Below are 20,926 nucleotides of genomic sequence, written 5' to 3'. Positions count from 1 at the left end.
GGAAACAAACTATTAATCATTCAATGATAATGAGTTAACATACTTTTTCTGTTTTCTAGACATCTTTGTATCAAACAATATAAAAAACTATATTACACATGAAAAAATTATTAAGAGCAGGATTCAGTATTGCATTAGTTACATTAACATTAGCAAGTTGTTCATCAAGTGATGATAATAACGGAGGAGGAACGACAGATCCTGGAACAACTACTCCAGGTCTAAAAGGAGACATATTAGGTGGAGAACTTAAAAAAGGAGATAAACTAAGCTTAGAAGCAAACAAAACATATAAATTAACTTCTAAATTAATAGTAAACGATGGAGCTACTTTAAACATCCCAGAAGGAGTTAAAATTATTGGAGAAGGTGGTACTTCTGCATATATCGCAGTAGGACAAGGAGGAAAAATCTATGTAGAAGGAAAACAAAACAATCCTGTAATAATGACAGGTGTAGAGAAAAGTAGAGGAAACTGGGGAGGTCTAGTAATCTGTGGAAAAGCACCTATTAACAAAGCAGAAACAGCAACAGCTGAAGTATCAGACTTAACATACGGTGGAAAAGTAGCTAATGATAACTCAGGTTCTATTAAATATTTAAGAATCGAATATGCAGGAGCGAACTACAACGCTGAAAAAGAATTCAATGGGCTTTCTTTGTTCGGAGTAGGAAGTGGAACTGTAATCCAATATGTACAAGCACACGAAGGGTCTGATGACGGATTTGAGTGGTTCGGAGGAACAGTTAGTGCACAGTACTTAGTATCTACTAATAATGATGATGATCAGTTTGACTGGACAGAAGGATGGTCAGGGAAAGAAAACAAATTCTGGTATTCAAAACAATCGGGTACAGCAGATAAAGGATTCGAAGCAGATAACAATTCTAAAAACAGAGCTGCAAACCCTTACTCTAATCCAACTATCGTAGGAGTAACATTATTACCTGCAGTAGACGGAAAAGGAACAGCAATGAAATTACGTGAAGGAACAAAAGGAAATATTTCTGATGTAGTAATCGGAGCTTATGCAACTGCATTCGACGTGGAACACGATGAGACTATTGCTAACGTTAAAGATGGTTCTTTAATCTTAAGCAATGTAAAACTTATCAATGTAGGTAAAGCTACATCTGGTAAAAATACTAAAGGAGATGCAGTAGATGTATCTAAAGTATTCACTGCTGGAGAGGCTAAAGGAGCAGGAAATGGAGTTGGTGTTCCAGAGTGGACTAAAGGTTGGACAGTAGGTCTATAGTAATACTAAGATAAAAATGTTAAAAAAAAGTGCTTATTTAAAAAAATAGGCACTTTTTTGTTTTTTTATGTCATTTTAAATAATTACTTTTATACCATAATTTTAGTTAGATGGCAAAAAAATACTTTTATATCATAATGTTCATTGCAATGCTAGGCGGAAGCACAGCATTTGCGCAAAGTGGTTTGCGCTATAATAATGAACCTCGATACGCTAATCAGAATATCGAAGGGCTATCTATTTACCCTAACCCAGCGGTTTCAAATGGTAAATTGTACATTGAGTCTACTAAAAATGAACCAAAAGAAGTAGAGCTATACAATGTTGTAGGAAAAAAAGTATTTACAACTACTGTTAATAACAGAGAGTTGAACTTACCTTATAGTGTAAATGCTGGTATTTACATTATGAAGATAAAGGAAAGTAATGCTACTGCTACTAGAAAAATAGTAGTAAAATAAGAAATACATTTTAATGATTTTATATTCTTAAAAGAGTATCACTAAAGTGATGCTCTTTTTTTATTTGTATTTTTGTACTTAAATATAATAGACCGTGTTTAAACCTGAAGAAATCATCCAAATACAAACAAAAAAAGATTTTCATAAAGTAGCTATGAAAGTCTTTAGATTCCAGTATGAACATAATCCTGTTTATCAACAATTCTGTAATCTTCTAAATAAAACTCCTGAGCAAGTCAAAACATTAACTGATGTACCTTTTCTACCTATCGAGTTCTTTAAGAGCAAAGATGTTTTATCTTCAATAGATCCTATAAAAATAACATTCACAAGTAGTGGTACTACCGGAATGATAACTAGTAAACATCATGTGACTGATCTAGACTATTACGAATACAGCTTTAGAGCAGCATTCTCTCACTTCTATGGAAATATCGAAGACTATGTTGTTTTAGCTCTTTTACCTGCTTATTTAGAAAGAGAAGGTTCTTCTCTAATCTATATGGTAGAAGATCTTATAGAAGGTTCTAATCAGCCTGAAAGTGGATTCTACCTACACAACTATGAAGAATTAGCTAAAATGCTAATCGATTTAGATAAACAAGGTAAAAATGTTCTATTAATAGGTGTTACCTATGCCTTACTAGATATGATAGAAATGCAAAAGTTTAACCTTAGCAATACTATCATTATGGAGACTGGAGGTATGAAAGGTAGACGTAAAGAAATGATACGAGAAGAACTACACCAAGTATTATGTGAAGGTTTTGGGGTTTCTAAAATACACTCTGAGTATGGAATGACAGAACTATTATCTCAAGGCTATTCTTTTGGTGATGGTATCTTTGAATGCCCACCATGGATGGATATCTTAACTCGTGATCCAGAAGATGCTTTAACCTATGTAGAAGAAGGCAAAACAGGCGGGGTCAATGTAATCGATTTAGCTAACCTTAATTCTTGTTCCTTTATCGCTACACAAGACTTAGGAAAAAAATATAAAGATGGTTCTTTCGAAATACTTGGAAGATTTGACCATTCTGACATAAGAGGTTGTAATCTTATGGTTGTATAATAAAAGACCCCCATACGTTTAAACGTATGGGGGTCTTTCTTATAATTACTTTTCTAAAAGATCTAATTTCTCTGCAAAATAATCACAGAAGTCTTTCATTGTTGCTGCCATCTTCTCATCTTCTGTAGCACGCTCAAATGTATCTGACATTGCCACTAATGTTTGATGAAAGAACTTTTTCATCTCATCCACTGGCATATCCTTAGTCCACAAGTCTATACGCAATGTCTCTTTGGCTTTATGATCCCAGATAGATAATAACATTGCTTTAGAACTAGCTTTCTCAACACCGCCATCTTTAGCTGTCCAATACAACTTATCTGGTACTTTATTCTCGTCTAACTCTACTCTAATATTTATATCAGAAACGTGATTTTTACTCATTACTTCTTTGGTTTATACTTTGATTTTTCAAATATTTCTTTTGCATCCGTATTAAACAGATCATGCAAAGTTACATTATTATTTTGCATATACGCATTGACAATCTGCCAACCTAACCAAGCTCCAGTTCTCCCTGGGCTATCACCATCAATATCTAAATAATACTTAGAAAAAGGAGCAGCTGTAAGAAATCGACTACTCAACTTACTGTCTGTATCAAATAATAAATTATTCTCTATAAAATATCTCCACATCTCTGGCTCATTCTCCTGACACCACTGTATCTGCTCTAAAGTATACCCCATGATATAAGCATCATTAACTTTAGGCAACAATAATTTCTTAGCGTATAATACCTTACCGTATTGTACCATACCTCCCAAGAAAGTACGATCTCTATTGCCTCCTATTTTCTGTAAAACGAAGCTTTCTGCTAAATCAGGTAATATCTGTGTGGACTCAAAAGATGGTCTTAAATACTCAGGAAAACTAACATAGAAATGATGATCCTTCCCTAAATAAGTATCTAAAGCAATCAATGCTAACGAATCTGCATAAATAGCTTTTGCTGTCACATCCACTTCCGAGATTAATGTGATTACCTTTTTCTTCGAAGCCTCATGTGGATAATAATACTTCACATGTTTAAAGAAATCTTCTAATTGCTTTGGCAATTCACCTAAATCTTGGTATTTCTTCTCTACCTCTTCATTTAACTCAATGAATATGGTATCTTGTTTTTTCTTTATCCAAAACTCATCAGATAAATTCTCATTAAAGAAATACGGATACTGCTTTTTAATACTTGCTAGATCAGCATCTTCTGACTTGAAGAACTCCTGATCAAAGCGAGTAACAGTCATATCTATAGGAATAGCATTAATCTCTTTATCAAGTTCACTCTGCTTATCTCCACAGCTAGACCAAAAAACACAGCTCACTAGTAATACAGCACTAGATAAATTAGTAAATTTGGAAAAAGTCATTTTATCTTTTTTTATTTTCAATGTACAAATATAATAAGATAGATATCAACCTATTCCATAAATATTTAAAGTCATGGTAAACAACACTAAAATGAATACTTCAGCAGTAACAGATTATATCGTTAATTGGTTAAAAGAATATGCGCAGAATGCAAGAGTAAGTGGATATGTAATAGGAATATCAGGTGGTATTGATTCTGCGGTAACCTCAACACTATGCGCTATGACGGGACTACCTCTATTATGTGTTGAAATGCCAATCCATCAAGATTCATCGCAAGTATCAAGAGCAAAAGAACACATTTCTTTCTTACAAGAAAAGTTTACTAATGTAGCCTCTACTGTGGCAGACTTAACTTCGACATTTGAAACATTAAAAACAGCTGTTCCTTCTTCAGATGATGAAGCTATCTTAAATCTTACACTTGCCAACACACGTGCTAGATTGCGTATGACTACATTATATTACTACGCAGGACTACACAGAAGCTTAGTAGCTGGAACAGGAAATAAAATAGAAGACTTCGGAGTTGGCTTCTTTACTAAATATGGTGATGGTGGGGTAGATGTAAGCCCTATAGCAGACTTAATGAAATCAGAAGTCCGTGCTATCGGAGAGTACTTAGGAGTTCCTAGTAGTATTATAGTAGCTAAACCTACTGATGGGTTATTTGGCGATGAGCGATCTGATGAAGATCAACTAGGTGCTAATTATGACGAACTAGAAATAGCTATGCTAGCACACGAAAAGGGAGCTAAAGCAGAAGACTTCACAGGAAGAGAAAAAGAAGTATTCGAGATATATAGCAGATTAAATAGAATCAACCAGCATAAGATTAACCCTATACCTGTTTGTATAATTCCTATAGAAATCAAATAATTACTTACTAATATATTTTTTTATTATTAACTATATATTAAAACAAATACCTTTGTTAAAAAATATTAGTTATGAAAAAGTTTTTATTGTTTTTACTTACCATATTATCAATATCCCTAGCAGGATGTTCTTCAGATGATGATTATTGTGGTAATGAAACCTATAGATCATTACAACTTAATGAGACACCTAATTTTAGCCCTTTAAATTTCTATGTAAAAGGACTCAAAGGAGATTCCTTTATTGTCATTAGAAATGAAAGAGATTTCCAAAATAGAGTGCATGGAGCTCAATACTATAGAAATGTTATAGATTGGAGATATGATGAGCTGATTATTGGACAAAAATATGAAGAGCGTTTCAGTAAAATTATTGACGTATCAACATTCTATAAAGAAAGTTGTAATTACAACTTTCAAAACATTCTAAATGTAGAAATTAAAGTGAACAAAGGCTCTAGATATAATGGTTATATTACTTACCATACCATTGTTCCTAAAACAAAAAGTGAGCAATACGATGTAATAACTACTGTTCAATTCTATAATTAATACAAAAAGAGGCAATAGCCTCTTTTTTTAGTCTTCTATCGTTTTAAATCTTGATGTTACTTGACCTAATCTCTTAGAGAACATATTCATCAGACTTGTGTAATCCATAATTAGCGTAAGCATCTCATAAGATCTCTTCTCATCACTATCTTTCAGCTTTACCTTATACTTTTCTATCATGGTATTCAATAAGAACATTCTAAGAGTTAGAATAGTTTCTGTCACATATTGAGATACTCCCTGCTCCTTCTGTTTCACTATAATATTCTGAGACTCCCAATTGTGCAAAGCTTCCTTCTCATCCTCCATGATAATATTAGTCACTTCCTGAGCCATTTCTGGATCTAATGTCTTTAAATACTTCTCCAGATCCCAAGCGTTATGATGATAGTAATCCATAATATCTTTATAAATCACTTTGAACATTGGATTGGTTAGCTGTACCTCATCTTCCTGCAAACTAAGGTAAATACGTTCATATACCTTCTGTTCTACTTTATGTTCTACCTCTATTACCTCATTGTCCTCATTCACATCTAATAAGAGCTCTATAAACAACTCTTCCATATTACCATACAACAGCAATATCTCGATGATCTTGCGTTCTAAATTATATTGTGGATCAATTGCTTCTTTTGGTTGTTGCTCTGAATGCACCACCTCCATCTGCTTCCTCTCCTGTGTATATTTCTTATTTGCCTCAGCTAATTCTTTTCGACCAATCTGAGCTAAAGAATTAAAGATTACATCCTCAGAAATATCCATTATACGAGCACATTCCTGCACATAGATTTCTCTCTGTATCTGATCAGGAATCTTAGAGATACTCTGTACCATATCTCTAATTAACTCTGCTTTCTTAATAGGGTCATTCTTCGCTTCCCCCATTAATAGATTAGCCTTGTAACGGATAAAGTCAGTAGCATTATTCTTGAAATACTCGTCTAGCTGTTCTTTAGAATGCTTTCGAGCAAAACTATCTGGGTCTTCTCCATCAGGCAAAGGACATACGCGTACGTTCATCCCTGCCTCTAATATCAAGTCTACCCCTCTAAGAGAAGCTCTAATACCAGCAGCATCCCCATCAAATAACATCGTGATATTCTTAGTCAATCGACTAATCAAACGGATTTGGTCAGGCGTTAATGCAGTACCCGAAGAAGCCACGACATTCTTTATACCGGTCTGATGCATCTGTATAACATCGGTATATCCTTCTACTAAGAAACAGTTATCTTGTTTGGCAATTTCTTGTTTAGCATGATAGATACCATATAGTACCTTACTCTTGTGATAGATATCACTTTCAGGAGAGTTTAGGTATTTAGCAGCTTTCTTATCAGTAATAAGAATACGTCCTCCGAATCCTAATACTCGACCGGACATACTCTGAATAGGAAACATAACTCTTCCCTTAAATCGGTCAAACTTACGGTCTTCTTTTACAATGGTAAGCCCTGTTTTCTCTAAGTATTCTAAAGAATATCCCTTCTGAAGAGCTGCATCTGTGAAAGCACTCCACTGATCTGGAGAATACCCTAATCCGAACTCTTTAATTGTCTCTTGAGTAAAACCACGCTCTTTAAAGTAGGTCATTCCTATTGCCTTACCTTCTTCCGCATTGAACAATGTCTCTTCAAAGTACTTCTTCGCAAACTCAGACACGATGAACATACTCTCCTTTTCATTCAGTTGCTCTTTCTCCTCATCGCTCTGTTCTGTCTCTTCTATTTCGATACCATATTTCTTTGCTAAATATCGTATTGCCTCAGGATAAGAGAAGTGTTCATGCTCCATAATAAAGCTAATCGCATTACCTCCTTTTCCAGAACTAAAGTCTTTCCATATTTGCTTCACAGGTGACACCATAAATGACGGAGTCTTCTCGTTTACGAAAGGACTTAAGCCTTTGTAATTACTCCCTGACTTTTTCAGAGTTACAAAGTCTCCTATCACCTCCTCTACACGAGCAGCGTCAAATACGGCATCTATGGTACTTTTGGAAATCATATACTTACTTTAGTTCATTTATATCTCAATATATAGAATTATTGCGATATACACTCATTTATGGCAAGTGCAAAGGTAAAAGAAAAGGAGTTGTTTCTAGAATAAATCATCTAAAAACAACTCCCTATAACCTAACTATTCATTTTGTATGTAATTTATAAATCTACTCTTACACCAAATGACCACATATTTTGCTTAATATCATTGTGTTTAAACATTGGTGTCAATTCATATTGAGCAAATAAACTCCAATCCCCATTACCAACATAAGCACCTACTCCATATCTCACCTTATTAATATCTAAGTCCGTCTTCTCCTTAGTTCTAAACTCATGGCCTTCATCAGTGTATCTGTATACTTGATAAGTATCTTTGCGATTAAGATTCACAAACCCTCCTATACCTACTCTCCAAGTTTCTTGGCTTCTAAAATAAGTTCTACCAGTCTTCTCATTTACCTTAGGTTTTGAAAAATCAAACTCTAAATAAACAGGTATTTGTACAGAACGTATTGCCAGTCTATTCTTACGCAAATCTTTATCATGTTCTATAATAGCTACTTGACCATCAGCTTGTTTTTCAAAATAACGGTGCTCTGTTGGCTTTAGATTATTATACTCTAATAAAACTCCATATCTCAGGTGTAATAAATTACTGTCTTTCAACAAACGTCTATTAATATTAAATCCCCATTGAATAAAATTAGAAGATACATAGCGAATATCTGAATTAGCAAAAGCTCCTTCTGTTGCTAAATTACTCATCCCATAAGCAAATTGGATCTGAAACCTATTGCGTCTATCACCTACTATTCTATTACCTCTCTGTATATAGTTTTTTCTACCAATCACAATTGCAGAGCCTGACTGATCTCCATCAACCCCCTCATAGAATTGTCCTGATTTAATCGAATACTGTACATGACTCTGAACAGTGTTATATAAACTATCATTCAGATTATTTATAGTGTTTTCTAATCGAGTAGACGACTCTAAAGCTAATTTACTTTTGAGCTCTTGTGCTTCTTCTTCTGTAAGCTTCTTTTTCTCCACTAACACATTTAGTGAATCTACTTTAATTTTTAAATCTTCTTTTTCAGATACTGTAATATTCTGAATCTTTACAGCAATACTATTTACCTCTCTATTGAATTTTTTTACTTGCCCATACATACCTAAAGTAGCAAATAGCGCAAGAGCCATAACTAATGTATTCTTTTGTTTCATAATTGACTAATTAGATCGTTCTACAATCACTTTTTTGGTCTTGTCATAAATCTTCTTGATTACAGATTCTCTGTACTCAATCTCTATCTCCCCCTCCACTTGATTTAATAAATCATCACTATTCACCACTATTCTCTTCGAAGGCTTATTCATTACCGGTCCTATGAATACCTCTTGTAGGTTTTGTGGCTTTAATGGACTTATTGTATCTACCATTATATTATCATTTGCTAATTGCTTATGTTCTTGTTTCAGTGTATTAAGTTCTTCCTTTGTTATCACAGGAGATGTCCTAGGTGCAGTTATTTTCTCTTGATTATAGATTGTATCTGCTTTGGGTGTTTCTTGTTCTACTAATGTATTTTCAACCTCTTTCACAGTAGGCAACTCTATAGAAGGTGTTACCTGATTATCTACATCAGTAGTTATAAATTGTACTACTGAGAATCCCCCTATCAATAAACTAGCTGCTAATCCTATCCACCACTTCACATTAGACTTATTCTTCGCTTTAGCCTGCTGATCTAATTGAGAAGATAGTTTATCCCACGCTTGAGAAGAAGGAGCTATCTCTCTATCTGCTAAACTGTCTTTCCACTGTTTATCTATTTTATTCCATTCCATACCCCTTGTGTTTTTAAGATTGCTAATTGCTGTTGTAGTAATTTTCTAGCCTGTGCTAACTGAGATTTAGATGTCCCCTCTTGTATTTTTAATAATTCTGCTATCTCTTGATGTTTATACCCTTCTACTACATATAAATTAAACACCGCTCTACACCCTTCTGGTAACTGATCTATTAGTAGCTGTATATCCTCAATAGATAATTCGATATCATCTTCTACAACTTCTTCTTTTACCTCAACATCTTCTATACAATGAAAGCTCTTCTGTGCACGTAAAAAAGAAATAGATTCATTCACCATAATACGTCTTATCCATCCCTCAAAGTTGCCTCTATTCTCGAATTTATCTATATTCGTAAAGACTTTCATAAAACCAGCTATCATAACATCTTCTGCATAGTGAATGTCCTTAATATACTGTCTACAGACAGAGAGCATCTTAGCAGACACAAGTTCATAGACCTCCTTCTGTGCAACTCTTTTATGAGCACACAGATCATCTATATAATCTTCTAATTTCTTTTTGTGTAGCCTTATCAACTTCATAGTTGCAATCTTCTATTACTTAAATACAACATCTAACCTCTTTACTGAAAGAAGTTTAAAATGTACATAATAAACTGGATTATAACTGAAGTGACAAATAAAATAATACCTTTCATAATACTTAGAATTGCTTATCTATATACATAGACGCAATTCTAAATAAAAAGGTTGTAAGGAAAGTGAAAAAAATTACTTTTTTCTTTCTATAACATAATTCACCATCGTGAACAGAGCTTCTCTATAAGTAGATTCTGGAAACTCCTGTAGTATATTTAAAGCCTCTTGTTGATACTCTACCATCTTAGTAGTAGCGTATTCTAGACCTCCTTTTTGTTTGACGAATGCGATAACCTCTTTCACACGTCTTTTATCCTCATTGTGATTTTTAACAGAGTTAATCAACCACTTTTTCTCTTTAGGCTCTGAGGTATTCAAAGCATAAATAAGAGGAAGTGTCATCTTTTGTTCTTTGATATCAATACCTGTCGGCTTACCAATAGGCCCATCCGTATAGTCAAATAAATCATCCTTTATCTGGAATGCCATACCGATTAACTCTCCGAACTTACGCATCTTCTCTATAAGTTCTGCATTATCTGGATCGACAGCAGCAGCTCCTAATGAACAACAAGCCGCAATCAATGTAGCTGTCTTCTGACGAATGATCTCATAATACACCTCTTCTGTAATGTCTAATCGTCTCGCTTTCTCTATCTGAAGTAATTCTCCCTCACTCATCTCACGTACAGCCACTGAGATAATTCGAAGTAAATCAAAATCACCGTTATCAATAGACAATAAAAGTCCTTTTGCTAATAGGTAATCACCTACTAACACGGCTATCTTATTCTTCCATAAAGCATTAAGGGAAAAGAAACCTCTACGTTTATTACTATCATCTACTACATCATCGTGTACTAGAGTAGCAGTATGGATTAACTCTATAACAGATGCTCCTCGATAAGTACGCTCATTAACCTCACCTGCCACCATCTTCGCTACTAGAAATACAAACATAGGGCGCATCTGCTTCCCTTTTCTATTTACAATGTAGTAAGTGATTCTGTTTAGTAAGGCTACCTTAGTAGTCATTGAGTTGCGGAACTTCTTTTCAAAAAGCTCCATCTCATTCTGTATAGGCTGTTTTATTTGCTGTACTATGTTCATTGCACCCAAAAATACGACTTTTTTATATCATTCGATAGTTTCCCTCAAATAGAAATCATTAAGAAGTTGCTAAACAATTCTTTACGTAATTTCCTCTAAACTAAACTTATGATTTATTAGCCAACTGACCACAAGCTGCATCAATATCTTTACCACGACTACGACGTACCACTACAGTGATATCATTCTTCTCTAAAGCTGCTATATAGCTATTCGTAGCACGTTCATCTGCTTGTTGGAACTCTCCATCATCAATAGGGTTGTACTCAATCAAGTTTACTTTACACGGTACATACTTACAGAACTTCACTAATGCATCCACAGAAGCTTTATCATCGTTAATTCCTTTCCAAATCACATACTCATACGTAACGCGACTCTTCGTCTTACTATACCAGTACTGAAGTGATTCACGCAATTCCGTCAATGGAAAGTTCTTAGTAAAAGGCATAATACGATTACGTGTCTCTTCGATAGCAGAGTGTAAAGACACTGCCAACTTAAACTTCACACCATCATCTGCCAACTTCTTGATCATCTTAGGCAATCCTGAAGTAGACACTGTGATACGCTTAGGAGACATCCCTAGCCCTTCTTCAGAAGTAATCTTCTCAATGGCTTTCTGTACGTTATTATAATTCATTAACGGCTCTCCCATTCCCATAAACACAATATTAGACAACGGGTGTCCATGATTCTGTCTACTTTGTTGGTCGATTGTTAATACTTGATCATAAATCTCATCAGGATTCAAGTTACGCATACGCTTAAGGCGAGCAGTAGCACAGAACTCACAGTCTAAACTACACCCTACCTGAGAAGATACACAGGCTGTAGTACGTGTTTCTGTAGGAATCAAAACAGACTCTACGATAAGACCATCGTGTAACTTCACACCATTCTTGATAGTACCATCAGTACTTACCTGCATACTATCTACTTTGATATGATTAATTACGAAGTTAGCATCTAGCATCTCACGGGTAGCCAATGATAAGTTACTCATATCTTCAAAGCTATGAGCCCCTTTACTCCATAACCACTCGTACACTTGGTTTCCTCTAAATGCCTTATCTCCCTGAGAAACAAAGAAATCCCTTAATTGTTCCTTAGATAAACTTCTGATGTCTTTTTTGTCTATTTGCATGGCGCAAAGTTAATCTCAAATTATCCGACTGCCAAATACTGTAATAAAATTATAACAATAATGTAAGGAACAATCAATTAGGAACTAGTGTACTGTATAACCAACTAGTATCCACAAAGCTAGTCATTCTTAACCGTCCACCGTCCACCGTAAACTGTCAACTGTTAACTGTTAACCTTTAACCGTCATCTTCTTCACCGCCAGCACATGTTTACACATCCCTCTATCTCCTTGGTACTTACCATACCACTCACAAGTACATCGCTCTTGGTCACCATCTAAGATTACCGTATGTCTCACACCACCAGTTCCCTCTACACGAGCTTCTACCCGTCCATTAGCATTGCTAATAATCTCTACTTTATTCTCAGCTATTAGTTTCTCAGCATTCTTTAGGCGAGGATTTAGACTTAGGATACGCTCTAGCTTAAAGGGCAATCTTCTATAAAAGAAAGCATTGTCATCTAAGTCAAACCCTAATAATCCCATAGCGGCTAATCGCCCTGTCAGACTATCTGCATCAGTGAAACTCATCCCTTCTTCCATCGCAAACATCGTCGGATTAAAGCGTTGATTCGCATAAGCATATTTATCCATCGCATCTATCCACTCGTCATCCACATCTTCTATTAACGACTCTAAAGCAGCCCCTTCACCTGAGAACCCTCTAAAAGCTTCACGAGATAAAGACAAACTAAATCGAATATCACCAAAGTACAACTGCCACGTGGTGCTCTGCATATCAGGATGTGGATACACCTGCATAGTATCGATATAAGGCAATAGAGGTTCTAATAATCGTAAACGATGAATACCTCCTACACAAACCGCACTAGTAGACTTAACAGGTGTAAACACAGGCATATTACCACGTACAGTTAAGTAATAATCTGTCTTGATCGCCCCTTTCGGAATACCTCTAAATAATTGTTGTGTCTGTATTTTATTAAACGTATGTACTTTCTCTGCCTTAGACAGATAGATCTGTACCGTACTCAGTCCCTTAATCCACTTAATCGGAAGAGGTACTTTTCGTTCCACTATTTTCTTATCCTCCGTCTGAATACTAACCTCCTTCTGACCTATTGACAGCAGTACATTCTCCTTTTGCTTAATACTATTCAGCGCAGTAAGCATCGGTTGGTTAAAGTCTACATTCGTAGTCCCATTCTCTAAGAACTCCCCATCTAACCCATCAGGCAATACATCTACACGAGCATACACTCCTGCACAGTGAGAGAATCCTTCGAATCGCACTCTACCATCCCCAGCCGTAGCGATAGGATCTTTTAGCTTAGCTAGATCAGCAGGTGATAAATTAAAACTAGACTTTACCACATTAGACAACGTGATTAAACAACGTGCCATAATAAAAGGATCTTTCACATTACCCCAAAAAAAGCATGGAGCATCAGTCTTCTTCTGTATCTCACTGTACTTCGCTAAGAATAATTCGTCCCCTCCCTTGCCTTTCGTTAAGCTAGAAGGGGTATTGTATATATAAGATAATAGGTCGTTCATGGTACTTGCAAATGAGTAAGCAAGGTACTAAAATTCATAGAAATATAACCTTCTAGAACTGTACACATCTGTTCTCTTATTGTAAAAAAAGGCAACTACTCTTTGATAATAAACCCATTACACATTATCTTTGTCCATTATGCAGCAATAGTAAAATAACATTCCTAATCACAGTCGCCCCCTACAGCGTAGTAAGTGACTCAGTTTATTTAAGCGTACCCCATCTTTAGGGTACCGTTATTTTATTATATATACTTATGCAATCAAACAAGATTAACAGCATCGTAATATTCATTACGATCACCATTATATTAGACAGTGCTGGCTTCGGTATTATCTTTCCAGTATTACCAGAACTATTAGAACACGTACTACATGCTGACCTCAGCACAGCAGCGAAGTACGGAGGTGTACTTACGTTAGCTTATGCCTTTATGCAATTTATCTTTGCACCAATCTTAGGAATTATTAGCGATCGTTATGGACGTAGACGAGTATTATTACTTTCTCTTTTTGGATTCTCTATAGACTGTTTTATTATGGCACTTGCTCATAGTTATTGGTTACTATTCATCAGTCGGCTTATCGCCGGAGTGACAGGTGCTACCTTTGCCGTGGCATCAGCTACGATTACAGATGTAACGGATGAAGATAACAGAACGAAATACTTCGGCTATTTAAATGCAGCTTTTAATATTGGCTTTATCATAGGCCCTTTAGTAGGAGGATTATTAGGAGAATATCATTTTACCTACCCTTTTTACTTTGCGGGAATATTAGGTTTATTAAATGTTACTTATGGGTATTTCTTCTTTCCAGAAACCAATACTTCACGTTCACTGAAGCGATTATCGCTAAAAGAAATCTCTCCTTTGCAATCTCTAAAAAGTATCAAACGCTTTAAACAACTAAGTCTACTATTTATTGTATTCTTTTTACTTTCGGCTGCATCACATAGCATGGAGAGTACGTGGTCATTCTATACCATGATACAGTTTGACTGGAGTAAACAGCAAATAGGATTATCACTAACCATTATAGGCATCATAGGCTTCTTAGTACAAGCATACCTATTGCAATACTTGTCTACTAAACTATCAGACCAAAGGCTTGTCTACATCGGTTTATTAACCAGCTTTATAGGATTACTCTTATTGAGTTATTGTGTGACTGAAATACAACTCTGGGTAGGTATCACATTATATTTACTAGGAAGTATACAACAGACAGGTTTTCAGTCTATGCTATCTAAGTCACTAGATCAGCAACATCAAGGAGAACTACAGGGGGTATTAGGAAGCCTTAACGGATTAACGACTATTGTGGCTCCACCAGTATTTACCTATTGTTTCTACCTATACACACAGGACAATACCTTACCATACTTACCTGGTATAGCCTTTGCCATAGCAGCTTTATTACTCCTAATTAGCTTATTACTCCTCTTGAGACATAAGAGGTAAATTTTAAAAAAAACAGCCCTATTCTTTACCAGAATAGGGCTACTTATATTATTATTCAGGCACTTATATTGACTATATCAATGTATGATATACTAATATGATTCCTCCTATCGTCGGAATAACAAAGAAGTAGTGATATTTGGAAGTTACTACTAACCTACACCTTACCCGTTGTCTTTGTCATCTTGACGTAAGGAAAGATCACACACGAGATGTAGAAATAGTCGTGAGAATAAACTAGTGCGATTCCTCCTATCGTCGGGATGACATACTGTGTGCTATACAGTATGTCAATAGGAAGTGACACAGAACAGAGCCTTAAAAAAACATCTGTTTGACACCGTTAGTGAATGGGACATTCCTAATTCTTAATTCTAAATTCCTAATTAAAAAAAGCCGATACTGTCGCTAGTATCGGCTTTTCATTGTCGTCTATAAATTGTTAGTTTATCCTTGTTTTAAAAGTTAGGTTTATGAATAATCACATGCCATAGGCACACATTCGTAATTCCTAACTCTCAATTCCTAATTGATTACTATAGATCTGCGAAGAAGTCATTTCCTTTATCATCCGTGATGATGAAGGCAGGGAAGTCTTTCACTACGATCTTACGTACAGCTTCCATTCCTAATTCTGGGAAGTCAACCACCTCTACGCTTAAGATATTCTCTTTCGCAAGGATAGCAGCTGGTCCACCTATTGAACCTAGATAGAAACCACCGTGTTTCTTACATGCATCAGTTACCGCCTGACTACGGTTACCTTTCGCTAACATAATCATACTTCCACCTACCGCTTGGAAACTATCTACATAAGGATCCATACGCCCTGCTGTAGTAGGTCCGAAGCTTCCTGATGGCATACCATCTGGAGTCTTAGCTGGCCCTGCATAGTACACTGGGTGATTCTTGAAGTATTCTGGCATCTCTTGTCCATTGTCTAACATCTCTTGGATCTTAGCGTGAGCGATGTCGCGCGCCACGATAACAGTTCCGTTTAACATTACACGAGTTTTGATAGGATGCTTCGTTAACTCTGCTAATTGTTCTTTCATTGGCTTGTCCAAGTCGATTACCACAGGCTCTTCTAAGTGAGGAGCTACTGCAGGTAAGAAGCGTCCTGGATCAGTCTCTAACTGTTCTACGAACAATCCCTCTGCAGTGATTTTCGCTTTTATATTTCTATCTGCCGAACAAGATACTCCTAATCCTACAGGACATGAAGCAGCGTGGCGAGGAAGACGGATCACACGTACATCATGAGTAAAGTATTTACCCCCGAACTGTGCTCCAATCTTAGACTCTTGACAGATTAATTGTAATTTTTTCTCCCACTCTAAGTCACGGAACGCTTGACCTCCCATATTACCAGAAGTAGGTAAGTTATCATAGTATCCAGCAGATGCTTTCTTTACAGCCGCTAAGTTTGCCTCAGCAGATGTACCACCGATCACTAATGCTAAGTGATATGGAGGACAGGCAGCAGTACCTAGATCCATGATTTTCTCTTTGATAAATTCCGTTAAGTTTTTATCATTAAGAAGAGATTTTGTTTTTTGGTATAAGAACGTCTTGTTAGCAGATCCCCCACCTTTCGCTAAGAATAAGAACTCATATTTAGCTCCTTGTGTAGCATAGATATCGATCTGTGCTGGTAAGTTAGAACCTGAGTTTTTCTCCTCAAACATACTGATAGGTACGATCTGAGAGTAACGCAAGTTTTTCTTTTGGTATGTTTCGAAGATACCTTTAGATAAACTCTCGGCATCATTCGATCCCGTATATACGTTTTCTCCTTTTTTTGCCACTACGATAGCAGTACCTGTATCTTGACAAGAAGGCAATTGTCCTTCTACTGCTACTTTTGCGTTTTGTAATAAGTTATAAGCCACAAAACGATCGTTATCTGTCGCTTCCGGATCGTCTAGGATAGCTTTTAATTTTTCTAAGTGCGATGTTCTCAACATGAATGACACATCTGTCATCGCTGTCTCAGCAATCATCTCAATCGCTTTAGGATCAACCACTAATATCTCTCTATCTCCTAATTTTTCTACTTTTACATAGTCAGAAGAAATCTTTTTGTACTGCGTATCATCTTTCTGAATCGGATACGGATCTTGATATATGAAGTCCATTGAATTGTTAGTTTATTTTTGTTTAGTAAAATTACTAATTAAAGTCCTTATAAAATCGTAGAATGCTTCTAAATAGCCAGTGTTTATAAGGGATATAGATCATTTACACTTTACAGATTAATATTAGAACTCTTCATTTTATTTCTCTAAGAATGAGCACTTTCTTCGCATATTAGACAACATTTTTTTATTCTCTTTTTATAATATGTAGCACTATCTTATTCCTTCACCTCCTATCACACTAATATTAAGCACATTACTATGCTTTCTATTCTAATTCCCTTTTACTCACTTTTACGCTCCTTCCACTTGCTCACTATATGATACCTATATGATGGGATAGTGATAGGCTATTTTTGGTACTTTTAAGCCGACCAAATGCCCATCACTAGCCGACCACATGCCGACCACCCCCTAATAAATAGTATTTTATTCCCATTTATCATTCAATCTAGTCTGAATTGCATTTTATATTAATGGGTAAAATCTATCTCTTACTGAATATAAAAAAGCCTTGAATCTATTGACTCAAGGCTTTTCGATATCTTACTGTTTATTTATTATCTATAAACTTCGCATATAGGCAATAAGTGCTTCCATTTCTAGATCGCTAAACTTCTTCGTGATCTCTAAGTTAGCTTGCATAATGATAAACTGAGACGGATCAACTATAGGTTCCTCATTTCCTCTCAAGAAAGAAACTAGATCAGCGTTGTGTTTATCATACACTTGTAATATTTCTTTGACACTAGGTCCTATTATTTTTTTATCTGTCTGATGGCAAGAAGCACAGTTTCCTTTTCCTTTAAAGATGTCTTCACCTAGTTTGATTTTTTCAGACATAGTCATTTCGGCTACTTCTCCTCTCTCTGATTCGTACACAGCTTCAGGTTGTGTTTTATCATCCTTACCGCCACATGCTACTACACTAATAGTAGCAAGAAGTAGCAAACTAGTTTTTATAATTTTTGTCATTGTTGTTGTTTATTTATTTCCATCAAAAATAGAGAAACAAAATGAACATTATAGTATACAAAACAGTCCTTTTAGTGCAATAAACGGACAAATAACATTTAGTAGTCTCTATATCGTTTAGTCAAAATCAATAAAATCATCTATCGTCAGGTAGTAATCTAATGCCATGATGAGCTCTTCTACCGTCACTGTGGGTTTCTGGCTCACTGCTAAGTCTACTACATCTTGTATATCTTCGTCAGAGCACAGATACCACATATCTAGTTCTGTAACAGCGTCTGGATATATCTCTTCATCATCCTCTGTCACCTCAACAGGATCACCAACATAAATCTCTAATTCTACATCTGCCTCATCTTCTACAGCATAAATAGCATACTGATAGGCTGGATCATACTCCGTAGTTCTTTCTTTTCGATCTTTAACAAGTAAGATAAACTCTGCTAATCGATATGTTTTATTTTTAAAATCAGGCGTCATATATTCTATAATTTTACTAGTGGATAAAGTTAAAACACTTCTTACTACTATTTAGAAAAAAAGTTATCAATAGCTTATAATGAAAAAAGCTCGTTGACAAAATCAACGAGCTTCTTTTATTTATAGTACTTATTCTAACTATTTATTCAATAAAATAGACGCTTCTTTAGCGAAGTATGTTGAGATAATACTTGCTCCAGCGCGTTTGATACAAGTTAATTGTTCCATCATTATCTGATCGTGATCAAGCCACCCTCTCTCTGATGCAGCCTTTACCATAGCGTACTCACCAGATACTTGGTACACAGCTACAGGCACATTCACAGCGTCTTTCACTTCACGTACGATATCTAAATAAGCCATACCAGGTTTTACCATAAGGATATCTGCTCCTTCTTCTACATCGTATAACGCCTCTTTCACAGCCTCAATACGATTAGCATAGTCCATCTGGTATGTTTTTTTGTCTTTTGGTATCTCTACATCTGCTCTCGGTGCGCTGTCTAGTGCATCGCGGAATGGTCCGTAGAATGCAGATGCATACTTAGCAGAATAACTCATGATACCTACATTCGTAAATCCTGATTGGTCTAATGCTTCACGCATACGTAAGATACGTCCGTCCATCATATCACTAGGTGCTACGAAGTCTGCTCCTGCCTCTGCATGAGATACGCTCATCTTCGTCAGTGCATCTACTGTAGGGTCATTCACTACTACTCCATTCTCTATAATACCATCATGTCCGTATATAGAATATGGGTCTAATGCTACGTCTGGCATTACGATCATACCTGGACATGCATCTTTTATCGCTTTGATAGCAGTCTGCATTAATCCATTAGGATTCCATGCTTCTGTACCTGCATTGTCTTTTAAATGATCACTTACTTTTACATAGATATTCACTGCGCGAATACCTAATGCATAAAGCTCTTTTACTTCCTTTACTGTCAAATCCACAGAACGTCTAAACATACCTGGCATCGAAGGAATAGCTTCTTGTACATTAGTCCCTTCTGCTATAAACATAGGGAACATAAAATCTTGTGGAGTCACGATAGTCTCTCTTACCAAACTACGAATAGACTCATTTGTTCTTAATCTTCTACCTCTTTGTAATGGAAACATAATTATTTTTGGTTTACGGTGAACGGTTTACAGTTTACAGTTGCTCTCGACATCTATAAACAGAACGTTGACCTGTGTTCTTATTTTAGTTTACGGTGAACGGTTTACAGTTTACAGTTGCTTTCTACATCTATAAACAGACCGTTGACCTATGTTCTTATTTTGGTTTACGGTGAACGGTATACAGTTTACAGTTGCTCTCGACACCTATAAACAGACCGTTGACCTATGTTCTTATTTTGGTTTATGGTGAACTGTTTACAGTTTACAGTTGCTCTCGACATCTATAAACAGAACGTTGACCTGTGTTCTTATTTTGATTTACGGTGAACGGTATACAGCTTACAGCAAGCGGTTTACAGTTTACAGTTAAATGTACCCGATAATTCTATTAATGTTCTATTTATAGAATAAACAATATTATAGTTTACTTTTTACTATCCATTGTTTCTCTTATTCTTTTAATCAACACTACAAGCATCTTTTTAATACTTACAATATCATTCTGAACTGAGTAAAAATCATTCTCATTCAAGTAACCTAAGTCTTTTGATAAAAATATTAAATACTCAACTTCATGTGCTGAACCTGAGGCGATATATAGATATCTAACAAGTTCTTTTTGTGTATCCTTACCACATCCTTCTGCGATATTGGTAGGAATTGATACTACTGCCCTTCTTATCTGATCTATTAAATTTCTTTCCTCATACTTAGGATATAAATTTAATAATGGATAGATCTTTAATACCAATTCATGGCTCAGTTTCCAAACATTATAATTTCGATAGTCTATCATATAATTCATGGTTATTTATAGTACCATAAATTGCAACAACAAACATTCCATTATACACAAAATCTAATAACTTAATAATTTGTTTATATAACTAATTATCT

Annotated in this window: 20 protein-coding genes; 6 read left to right on the top strand and 14 right to left on the bottom strand. The window is 35.6% G+C overall.

Annotated elements, in window-relative coordinates; all coding sequences use genetic code 11:
* Positions 1-98: 98 nt before the first annotated feature.
* The 3 genes from RT228_RS02020 (at position 99) to RT228_RS02010 (ending at position 2,795) form a co-directional block, all read left to right on the top strand.
* The gene (locus RT228_RS02020) at positions 99-1,259 is read left to right on the top strand and encodes a hypothetical protein (protein ID WP_006262330.1); all 1,161 of its coding nucleotides are present in this window, start codon (positions 99-101) and stop codon (positions 1,257-1,259) included.
* Between the two features lie 149 nt (positions 1,260-1,408).
* Positions 1,409-1,720, top strand: a complete 312-nt coding sequence (locus RT228_RS02015; RefSeq protein ID WP_006259813.1) for a T9SS type A sorting domain-containing protein — start codon at positions 1,409-1,411, stop codon at positions 1,718-1,720.
* Between the two features lie 94 nt (positions 1,721-1,814).
* Positions 1,815-2,795 carry an acyltransferase gene (locus tag RT228_RS02010; RefSeq protein WP_006262332.1) on the top strand — a complete coding sequence of 327 codons (981 nt, stop codon included), beginning with the start codon at positions 1,815-1,817 and terminating at the stop codon, positions 2,793-2,795.
* A 45-nt stretch (positions 2,796-2,840) separates the two neighbouring features.
* Here RT228_RS02010 and gldC read toward each other — a convergent pair whose 3' ends face one another.
* Both gldC and gldB read right to left on the bottom strand, forming a co-directional pair.
* The gene (gene gldC, locus RT228_RS02005) at positions 2,841-3,179 is read right to left on the bottom strand and encodes a gliding motility protein GldC (RefSeq protein ID WP_006262333.1); all 339 of its coding nucleotides are present in this window, start codon (positions 3,177-3,179) and stop codon (positions 2,841-2,843) included.
* The gene (gldB, locus tag RT228_RS02000) at positions 3,179-4,165 is read right to left on the bottom strand and encodes a gliding motility lipoprotein GldB (RefSeq protein WP_006262334.1); all 987 of its coding nucleotides are present in this window, start codon (positions 4,163-4,165) and stop codon (positions 3,179-3,181) included. The genes gldC and gldB overlap by 1 nt, the downstream gene beginning before the upstream one ends.
* Before the next feature lie 73 nt (positions 4,166-4,238).
* On the opposite strand from gldB, the gene nadE reads away from it, so the two are divergent.
* Together nadE and RT228_RS01990 are read left to right on the top strand one after the other, a co-directional pair.
* Entirely contained in the window at positions 4,239-5,045 is an 807-nt protein-coding gene (gene nadE / locus RT228_RS01995; protein ID WP_006262335.1) for an NAD(+) synthase, read from the top strand.
* 71 nt (positions 5,046-5,116) lie between these two features.
* Positions 5,117-5,596 carry a hypothetical protein gene (locus tag RT228_RS01990; RefSeq protein ID WP_006262336.1) on the top strand — a complete coding sequence of 160 codons (480 nt, stop codon included), beginning with the start codon at positions 5,117-5,119 and terminating at the stop codon, positions 5,594-5,596.
* A gap of 27 nt (positions 5,597-5,623) precedes the next feature.
* Here the strand turns inward: RT228_RS01990 and dnaG are convergent, their stop codons facing one another.
* The 7 genes from dnaG to RT228_RS01955 all read right to left on the bottom strand — a co-directional run bounded on the left by dnaG (position 5,624) and on the right by RT228_RS01955 (position 13,839).
* Positions 5,624-7,606, bottom strand: coding sequence for a DNA primase (gene dnaG, locus RT228_RS01985; RefSeq protein ID WP_006259819.1), 1,983 nt, complete (start codon positions 7,604-7,606; stop codon positions 5,624-5,626).
* 155 nt (positions 7,607-7,761) lie between these two features.
* A complete protein-coding gene (locus tag RT228_RS01980; RefSeq protein WP_313138366.1) occupies positions 7,762-8,832 on the bottom strand; it encodes a hypothetical protein in 1,071 nt (356 codons plus the stop codon).
* A gap of 6 nt (positions 8,833-8,838) precedes the next feature.
* A complete protein-coding gene (locus RT228_RS01975; protein WP_006262338.1) occupies positions 8,839-9,456 on the bottom strand; it encodes a hypothetical protein in 618 nt (205 codons plus the stop codon).
* Positions 9,438-10,004 (bottom strand): RNA polymerase sigma factor, encoded by a 567-nt coding sequence (locus tag RT228_RS01970; protein WP_006262339.1) that lies wholly within the window; start codon positions 10,002-10,004, stop codon positions 9,438-9,440. Before RT228_RS01970 ends, RT228_RS01975 begins: the two co-directional genes overlap by 19 nt.
* Before the next feature lie 189 nt (positions 10,005-10,193).
* Entirely contained in the window at positions 10,194-11,171 is a 978-nt protein-coding gene (locus RT228_RS01965; protein WP_025124552.1) for a polyprenyl synthetase family protein, read from the bottom strand.
* 106 nt (positions 11,172-11,277) lie between these two features.
* Positions 11,278-12,318: a 23S rRNA (adenine(2503)-C(2))-methyltransferase RlmN gene (gene rlmN / locus RT228_RS01960; RefSeq protein ID WP_006259821.1), complete on the bottom strand. Its 1,041-nt coding sequence runs from the start codon at positions 12,316-12,318 to the stop codon at positions 11,278-11,280.
* A gap of 171 nt (positions 12,319-12,489) precedes the next feature.
* On the bottom strand, positions 12,490-13,839 hold the full coding sequence (locus tag RT228_RS01955; RefSeq protein WP_259637874.1) for an SWIM zinc finger family protein: 1,350 nt from the start codon (positions 13,837-13,839) through the stop codon (positions 12,490-12,492).
* A 257-nt stretch (positions 13,840-14,096) separates the two neighbouring features.
* Between RT228_RS01955 and RT228_RS01950 the strand changes: the two genes are divergently transcribed.
* Positions 14,097-15,302 (top strand): TCR/Tet family MFS transporter, encoded by a 1,206-nt coding sequence (locus RT228_RS01950; protein ID WP_259637873.1) that lies wholly within the window; start codon positions 14,097-14,099, stop codon positions 15,300-15,302.
* Between the two features lie 536 nt (positions 15,303-15,838).
* On the opposite strand, the gene RT228_RS01945 is transcribed toward RT228_RS01950, so the two are convergent.
* The 5 genes from RT228_RS01945 to RT228_RS01925 all read right to left on the bottom strand — a co-directional run bounded on the left by RT228_RS01945 (position 15,839) and on the right by RT228_RS01925 (position 20,825).
* Positions 15,839-17,440 (bottom strand): fumarate hydratase, encoded by a 1,602-nt coding sequence (locus RT228_RS01945; protein ID WP_006262344.1) that lies wholly within the window; start codon positions 17,438-17,440, stop codon positions 15,839-15,841.
* 564 nt (positions 17,441-18,004) lie between these two features.
* Positions 18,005-18,415, bottom strand: a complete 411-nt coding sequence (locus tag RT228_RS01940; protein ID WP_006259825.1) for a c-type cytochrome — start codon at positions 18,413-18,415, stop codon at positions 18,005-18,007.
* A 117-nt stretch (positions 18,416-18,532) separates the two neighbouring features.
* Entirely contained in the window at positions 18,533-18,895 is a 363-nt protein-coding gene (locus RT228_RS01935; protein ID WP_006259826.1) for a hypothetical protein, read from the bottom strand.
* Between the two features lie 138 nt (positions 18,896-19,033).
* A complete protein-coding gene (gene hemB, locus RT228_RS01930) occupies positions 19,034-20,026 on the bottom strand; it encodes a porphobilinogen synthase (protein ID WP_006262347.1) in 993 nt (330 codons plus the stop codon).
* A 427-nt stretch (positions 20,027-20,453) separates the two neighbouring features.
* A complete protein-coding gene (locus RT228_RS01925; RefSeq protein WP_006259828.1) occupies positions 20,454-20,825 on the bottom strand; it encodes a four helix bundle protein in 372 nt (123 codons plus the stop codon).
* Positions 20,826-20,926: the final 101 nt, after the last annotated feature.

Source organism: Myroides sp. (genome assembly GCF_032073645.1).
Taxonomy (GTDB): domain Bacteria; phylum Bacteroidota; class Bacteroidia; order Flavobacteriales; family Flavobacteriaceae; genus Flavobacterium; species Flavobacterium odoratimimum.
This window is presented reverse-complemented; position numbering and strand designations above follow the sequence as displayed.

What these genes read in the sequence shown, in the direction of transcription:
- gldB (WP_006262334.1), bottom strand. Translation starts at nt 4,165, where the DNA reads ATGACTTTTTCCAAATTTACTAATTTATCTAGTGCTGTATTACTAGTG.
- RT228_RS01950 (WP_259637873.1), top strand. Translation starts at nt 14,097, where the DNA reads ATGCAATCAAACAAGATTAACAGCATCGTAATATTCATTACGATCACC.
- dnaG (WP_006259819.1), bottom strand. Translation starts at nt 7,606, where the DNA reads ATGATTTCCAAAAGTACCATAGATGCCGTATTTGACGCTGCTCGTGTA.
- RT228_RS01990 (WP_006262336.1), top strand. Translation starts at nt 5,117, where the DNA reads ATGAAAAAGTTTTTATTGTTTTTACTTACCATATTATCAATATCCCTA.
- rlmN (WP_006259821.1), bottom strand. Translation starts at nt 12,318, where the DNA reads ATGCAAATAGACAAAAAAGACATCAGAAGTTTATCTAAGGAACAATTA.
- RT228_RS01945 (WP_006262344.1), bottom strand. Translation starts at nt 17,440, where the DNA reads ATGGACTTCATATATCAAGATCCGTATCCGATTCAGAAAGATGATACG.
- RT228_RS01965 (WP_025124552.1), bottom strand. Translation starts at nt 11,171, where the DNA reads ATGAACATAGTACAGCAAATAAAACAGCCTATACAGAATGAGATGGAG.
- RT228_RS02020 (WP_006262330.1), top strand. Translation starts at nt 99, where the DNA reads ATGAAAAAATTATTAAGAGCAGGATTCAGTATTGCATTAGTTACATTA.
- gldC (WP_006262333.1), bottom strand. Translation starts at nt 3,179, where the DNA reads ATGAGTAAAAATCACGTTTCTGATATAAATATTAGAGTAGAGTTAGAC.
- RT228_RS02015 (WP_006259813.1), top strand. Translation starts at nt 1,409, where the DNA reads ATGCTAGGCGGAAGCACAGCATTTGCGCAAAGTGGTTTGCGCTATAAT.
- RT228_RS01935 (WP_006259826.1), bottom strand. Translation starts at nt 18,895, where the DNA reads ATGACGCCTGATTTTAAAAATAAAACATATCGATTAGCAGAGTTTATC.
- RT228_RS01940 (WP_006259825.1), bottom strand. Translation starts at nt 18,415, where the DNA reads ATGACAAAAATTATAAAAACTAGTTTGCTACTTCTTGCTACTATTAGT.
- RT228_RS01970 (WP_006262339.1), bottom strand. Translation starts at nt 10,004, where the DNA reads ATGAAGTTGATAAGGCTACACAAAAAGAAATTAGAAGATTATATAGAT.
- hemB (WP_006262347.1), bottom strand. Translation starts at nt 20,026, where the DNA reads ATGTTTCCATTACAAAGAGGTAGAAGATTAAGAACAAATGAGTCTATT.
- RT228_RS01955 (WP_259637874.1), bottom strand. Translation starts at nt 13,839, where the DNA reads ATGAACGACCTATTATCTTATATATACAATACCCCTTCTAGCTTAACG.
- RT228_RS01925 (WP_006259828.1), bottom strand. Translation starts at nt 20,825, where the DNA reads ATGATAGACTATCGAAATTATAATGTTTGGAAACTGAGCCATGAATTG.
- RT228_RS01980 (WP_313138366.1), bottom strand. Translation starts at nt 8,832, where the DNA reads ATGAAACAAAAGAATACATTAGTTATGGCTCTTGCGCTATTTGCTACT.
- RT228_RS01975 (WP_006262338.1), bottom strand. Translation starts at nt 9,456, where the DNA reads ATGGAATGGAATAAAATAGATAAACAGTGGAAAGACAGTTTAGCAGAT.
- nadE (WP_006262335.1), top strand. Translation starts at nt 4,239, where the DNA reads ATGGTAAACAACACTAAAATGAATACTTCAGCAGTAACAGATTATATC.